This window comes from Pseudoalteromonas sp. S2893, assembly GCF_005887105.1.
In the GTDB taxonomy this organism is placed as follows: domain Bacteria; phylum Pseudomonadota; class Gammaproteobacteria; order Enterobacterales; family Alteromonadaceae; genus Pseudoalteromonas; species Pseudoalteromonas atlantica.
Window position 1 is genome coordinate 43382 of sequence record NZ_PNCY01000041.1, and the last position, 6222, is coordinate 49603.

A 6222-nucleotide genomic window follows, 5' to 3' on the forward strand; every position below is an offset into this window, starting at 1 on the left:
TACCAATTTGCAATAACACTTAATCATTTTGCGAAGCAAACGTATCGCTACCTGCGTTAAAAATTCTCATTTACGACTGCATGTAGAAGGTATAGCAATGCAGGAGCAATTGCCAAGAACAACTAAATAGCGAATTTTTTGCCTAGCTATCAACACGTTTTTCCAGCCTCAACATAGCTCACTTAATTAAGAAAATTTGTATAATTTTTTAAAACTTACTCAGCTTTCATCCACTTTGTTGCAAATGTAACCAATAAATTAAAATCGTTTTGTAATTCACTTAACGTTAAGACTGGCGTGGCTATGCTGCGTACCATTAAAACCAGTTAGCTTTAAAACAGTAGCAACATAAGAGATTAGGCGTGGCGCTAATTGTGTTAATAAGTTTTACCTTGTTATAAACATGCTTTTTACTGAAAGTAGATAATTTAATGATACAAAACGGGTAAAAAAAGATAGTAAATACACCGTTTGCAATTAAACAGATTGTGTAATTTATAACGGTTGTATGCCAAGTTGGCGGTAAAATTTAGGCAAAAAAAAGCCCGCATATAATGCGGGCAAACAACAAGTTGAAGGAAGTAATCCAGGGAACTACGTTTTACTTAATCAGGTTTTATCCAAAAAGAGTAAAACAATGTAATACGATTAAAAATCCTATTACTAAGAACTTGGCTTAATGAAAAATGTTTCATTCAGTGCGTAAGCTCGGTATGGGAGAATAATACGGAATAAGCATTTTTTGTTCAAACTAGAAAATTTAAAATTTCAGATAAGAAAAACTAATCTGATGAATTTTATTGTTGTTCGAAACTTGTACGTTAATTATTCGTTAACTTTATAAGTGGCTGAAAATTAATAAATAACTGGTCTGAGCTGTATTGATACAGTATTAGTTATATTAGTACATGCAAAGTGGCGTGAATTACTTTTGCGTGCTTATGCACTTTTTATGAATAAACGGTGCGTTTTATTAAGTTTACTGCGTATATTTACGCACTTTTGTAGTATTAAGTTGTGTTTTACTAAACGCGGTAGTCGCGTTTTAGAAACAAACAAGCGATTGAGCGTATGTTTAACGTTTTTTGTTGCCAATTCATAGCAATATCGTTGTCAGTAAACCTTTGACTCGATACACTAGATGCAACTTATGGCCGTTACAATGGTCTTATTTACACAAAATAACCAAATTGACGTTTTTTGAAATTATTTAGGAGTTTAACGTGGGATCAGGGCTTAATTTTTTAGATCTAATTCTAGAAGCCAGTTTGCTTGTGCAGTTAGTAATGCTAGCGCTAGTAGCAATGTCTGTTATGTCATGGGCAATTATTTTTCAGCGTAAAAAAGCAATAAGCGACGCCTTGTCTGATGCAAAAAAATTCGAACAAAAATTTTGGTCAGGTATCGACTTAAGCAAACTATACAACGAAATCTCATCACGTAGCGGTCAATCTCATGGTATTGAAGCGTTATTTACATCTGGCTTTAAAGAATTTGCACGCCATAAAAAGAACACATTTCAAAGTGCTGGCATTGTAATGGAAGGTACGCATCGCTCTATGCGTGTGGCACTGTCACGTGAAATTGAAAAACTAGAATCGAGCTTATCATTTTTAGCAACAGTGGGTTCAATTAGTCCGTATATCGGCTTATTCGGTACGGTGTGGGGTATTATGAATGCCTTTATTGCACTTGGTGAAGTGAAGCAAGCAACATTACAAATGGTAGCGCCAGGTATTGCTGAGGCACTTATTGCAACGGCAATGGGTTTATTTGCGGCTATTCCGGCTGTTATTGCGTATAACCGCTTTGCTAATAAAGTTGAAAAACTAGAATCACACTACATCAACTTTATGGAAGAATTTGCCAACATTTTACACCGTCAAGCAGCTACCCAAATAGAGGCTAAAGCGAATGTATCAGCGTAAGAAGCGCCGTCCGGTCGCAGAAATTAATGTAGTACCTTACATTGATGTAATGTTGGTATTGCTAATTATATTTATGGCAACAGCACCGCTTATTACTCACGGTGTGAAAGTTGATTTACCAAAAATGGAAGAGTCGGATTTAGTTGATACTAAAGACACGCCACCCATTATTGCCTCGATTGACTCGGCAGGTAAGTACTATGTAAGCATAGGCACTGATCCAGAGGAGCCAATGGAAGCACTTGATGTGGCCGCGGTTATTAAGCTACAGCTAATGAAAAACCCTGATGTACCAGTAATGATTAAAGGCTCGGGTAAGGTTTCTTACCAAGAAGTGTTGTTATTAATGGACTTTTTAAAGAATGCTGGCGTACCATCTGTGGGTTTAATGACAGAATCCTTTGAGGGGACACAGTAGTAACATGAATAGTTCTATAATCAAGTCAGTACTTTTACATTTAGGTTTAGGGGGCTTTTTGTGGGCAACTGCAAATATACACCCACCGGCACCTAAAGTAATGGAAGTGACTCTTAATTCGGCTATTCCTGAGCCTGATAATGCGGTTTCGGCGGTCACGGTTGATCAAAAACAAGTTGAGCAAAAAATTGCTGAGCTACAAAAAAAAGAAGATGCTAAAAAACGCGCTGAAGATAAACGCATTCGCGACTTAGAACGCAGAGCCGCCAATGCGCGTAAACAGCGTGAAGCCGAAGCGCGTAATATTAAAAAGCTAGAGCAACAGCGCAAAGCAAAAGAGAAAGAAAAAGCACAAGCTGAGGCTGAAGCTAAAAAAGCGCGCGAAATTGAACAAAAAGAGCGTGCTAAAGCAAAACAAGCTGAAAAGCAAAAGCAAGAGGCGGAAAACGCTGCTAAAGCTGCTGCAGATAAACGCAAAGCAGAAGAAGAGGCACTGAAAAAAGCCGAAGCAGAGCGTAAAAAGCGTGAAGCAGAAGCTAAAGAACGTGCAAAAGAAGCAGAGCGTAAACGTCAGCAAGCGCTGCAAGAGCAAATGTTACAAGAACAACTTGCTAAAGAGCAGGCTGCACGTAGTAAAATACGCCAACAGCAAGTAGTAAGCGAAGTTGATAAGTACCGTGCTTTAATTATGGCGCGCATTCAGCAAAACTTACTGATTGATGAAAAAATGAAAAACCAACAGTGTCGAGTAAATATTCGTCTTGGGTTTAATGGTTTAGTAACGCAAGTTAAATCGTTAGGGGGTGATAAGCTAGTGTGTGAAGCTGCACTTAGAGCTGTGCGCATGGCCGATACATTACCTGTATCTAAAGACAAAGACGTATTCGAGCAACTTAAGAATATTAATTTAACAATCAAGCCAGAATTTTAAAGGAATGATATGTTCAGCAAAATTAAAATAGCCTTTGTAGTTATATTATTAGGGTTTCAGGGTGTAGCAAATGCGGCACTTGAAATTGTAATAACTGAAGGTGTAGACGGCGCACGTCCTATTGCCATCGTGCCTTTTAAATACAACGGTGTTGGCCCAATTCCACAAAAATTGAGCGATGTAATTGCTGCCGATTTAATGCGCAGTGGTAAATTTAAACCAGTAGATGTAGCTCAAATGCCACAGCTTCCTAATAAAGACGGCGACATTGACTACGCAGCATGGGTAAACCAAGGTGTAGAAGCGGTTGTAGTAGGCGAGGTAGAGCAACAAACTGATGGGCGTTACTTAGTACGCTACGAATTAGTTGATGTTATTCGTGGGCAAATTACCGGTGGCCAAACTCAAATGATGAGCAGCGGTAAACTAGTAAAAAGCCAAGACCATATTTTAGAAGCGCGCGAAAGCGTAATTAGTGAAAGTGGCTTTCGCCGATATTCACACCGCATAAGCGATGTAGTATATGAAAAGCTAACCGGTGAAAAAGGCGCGTTTTTAACTAAAATTGCTTATGTAATTGTACGTGAAGACCAAGCTAAGCCATACCAATTAGTGGTTGCCGATTACGATGGCTTTAACGAGCAAGTATTATTGCGCTCAAAAGAGCCGTTAATGTCGCCAGCTTGGTCACCAGATGGTACTAAGCTTGCGTATGTTACGTTTGAAAACCGCCAAAGCCAAATTTACATTCAAGACCTATACTCAGGTAAGCGTGAGCTGATCACTAGTTACCGCGGTATTAACGGTGCACCGCAGTTTTCACCAGATGGCAAAAAAATGTTATTGGTGCTTTCTAAAGATAAAACAGGTGCAACCGAAGTTTACGTTTTAGATTTAGCAACCCGTAAAGAAACACGCCTTACACGCCACCGTAGTATAGATACTGAACCATCTTGGTATCCAAATGGCCAGGATATTGTGTTTACATCTGAAAGGGGTGGTAATGCCCAGATTTATAAGTTAAATTTAAGAACTGGTAGGTCACAACGATTGACCTTCGACGGCGATATGAACCTAGCGGGTTCTATAACGCCAGACAGTAAAGAATTAGTGATGGTTAACCGTACCAACGGGCAGTACCATCTTGCTAAGAAAGAGCTGGCTACAGGCGCGTTTCAAGTATTAACGCGAACTCGCCTTGATGAATCACCGAGCATAGCGCCAAACGGTTCGATGATCATTTATAGCACGCTTCATAATAATAAACAGGTACTCGCGCTGGTATCGATGGACGGTCGCTTTAAAGCACGTTTACCCGTGCTAGACGGACAAGTAAAGGCACCAGCTTGGTCGCCATATTTACAGTAATATTTGCTGGTTTACTCAAAAATAGGAATCTACTCAATGCAACTTAACAAAGTACTTAAAGGCCTGCTAATCGCTGTGCCAGTAATGACATTAGCCGCTTGTAGCTCATCTTCAGATATTGATGAAGGCGCAGCTAACCAATCAAATCAAAGTGCAGTTGAGCAATCAACAAACACGGATACAGTTGAAGTAGCAACAATTTCACCTGAACAACAAGCAGAAGAGCAACTTCGTCAAAAGTATGAAGCGCTTCGTCAAGAACAAATTATTTACTTTGACTTCGACAAAGCAACTGTTGAGAACAAGTACGCAGAATTACTTCGTGCACATGCTGAGTTTTTAGTTCAGAACCCTTCAGTAAAAGTATTAATTGAAGGTCACGCTGATGAGCGCGGTACGCCTGAGTACAACATTGCACTAGGTGAGCACCGTGGCCAAGCTGTAGAAAAATACCTACAAAGCTTAGGTGTTTCTGCTAGCCAAATGTCAGTAGTTAGCTACGGTGAAGAGAAACCAATGGTTAAATCTCGCACTGAGTCAGCTTTCGCTAAAAACCGCCGTGCGGTACTAGTTTACTAAGATAAGAGATATTATGAAGCCGAAAATTATTTTGGCAGCCATGATATTGAGCGGGAGCACCCAAGTTTTGGCTGCTCCCGCTCCTGTTTCAGAAGCTGCAAGTTCACAGTCGAGCATAGAGAAGCGTTTAGCGTCACTAGAAAACATGATGCAGTCGCGAAACTTATTACAAGTTGAATTACAGCAACAACTTAATCTACTTCAAGATGAAGTAAGCCAAATTCGCGGTGTTACTGAAGAGCAAAGTTATAAACTTGAAAAAGTACTTCAGCGCCAGCGTGAGCTTTATCAAGAAATAGAAAACCGCGTAAGCCAAGCGTATACACAACCCGCTGCTGCGCCTGCAACCGATTACACGCAATCGAGCGACGCACAAACCTATAGCAGTGACTTATCTGAAAACGAAGCGTATGAGCGTGCAGTAGCGCTAATAATGAAAGATAAACGCTACGACCAAGCTATTCCTGAGTTTCAAACATTTTTAACAACCTATCCTAATTCTGTGTATGCCTCTAATGCACATTATTGGCTTGGGCAGTTGCTGACCATTAAAAATGATGGTGTAAAAGCAAGTGAGCACTTTAAAGTTGTGGTTAATGAGTTTCCAAACTCAAATAAACGACCAGATGCCATGTTAAAGTTAGGCACGCTTTTACAAGAGCAAGGCCTAAATCAAGAGGCACAAAAAATATTGGGTGATCTAATTAACCAATATCCAAGTACAACTGCTGCAAAACTTGCAACCGAGCGTCTAGCTAATTAGGACGCATCTAAGCGGTGTATTTAAAGCTCAAACTACATAGAAATACTCTGCGAATCTTGTATTTGCATGTAGTTTGAGCACAAACGCTTTAATTTTGCTCACCTAGGCATAAAAACTGAAAAAAAGAGACATTTTCGGTTGCACTCATTTTATAAATAAGTATTATAAGCGCCCGCAGCAAACGAATGGTTACCCCACTCAAAATGCGGCAAAAAGAGCGGGTCATTAGCTCAGT

6 protein-coding genes are annotated in these 6222 nt (G+C 39.8%); all 6 read left to right on the forward strand.

The features are described from left to right. Positions 1-1223: 1223 nt before the first annotated feature. The 6 genes from tolQ to ybgF are packed head-to-tail and all read left to right on the forward strand — an operon-like array spanning position 1224 to position 5987. On the forward strand, positions 1224-1928 hold the full coding sequence (gene tolQ / locus CWC04_RS16610) for a protein TolQ (protein ID WP_004587273.1): 705 nt from the start codon (positions 1224-1226) through the stop codon (positions 1926-1928). Then, positions 1915-2346: a protein TolR gene (gene tolR / locus CWC04_RS16615; RefSeq protein WP_004587274.1), complete on the forward strand. Its 432-nt coding sequence runs from the start codon at positions 1915-1917 to the stop codon at positions 2344-2346. Before tolQ ends, tolR begins: the two co-directional genes overlap by 14 nt. 4 nt (positions 2347-2350) lie before the next feature. Next, complete coding sequence (gene tolA, locus CWC04_RS16620; protein WP_024032176.1) at positions 2351-3277, forward strand: cell envelope integrity protein TolA; 927 nt, start codon at positions 2351-2353, stop codon at positions 3275-3277. A gap of 9 nt (positions 3278-3286) precedes the next feature. Next, positions 3287-4645, forward strand: a complete 1359-nt coding sequence (tolB, locus tag CWC04_RS16625; protein ID WP_138685938.1) for a Tol-Pal system beta propeller repeat protein TolB — start codon at positions 3287-3289, stop codon at positions 4643-4645. A 36-nt stretch (positions 4646-4681) separates the two neighbouring features. Then, complete coding sequence (gene pal, locus CWC04_RS16630; RefSeq protein ID WP_004587277.1) at positions 4682-5224, forward strand: peptidoglycan-associated lipoprotein Pal; 543 nt, start codon at positions 4682-4684, stop codon at positions 5222-5224. Between the two features lie 13 nt (positions 5225-5237). Then, on the forward strand, positions 5238-5987 hold the full coding sequence (gene ybgF / locus CWC04_RS16635) for a tol-pal system protein YbgF (RefSeq protein ID WP_004587278.1): 750 nt from the start codon (positions 5238-5240) through the stop codon (positions 5985-5987). The last annotated feature ends 235 nt before the right edge of the window (positions 5988-6222 follow it).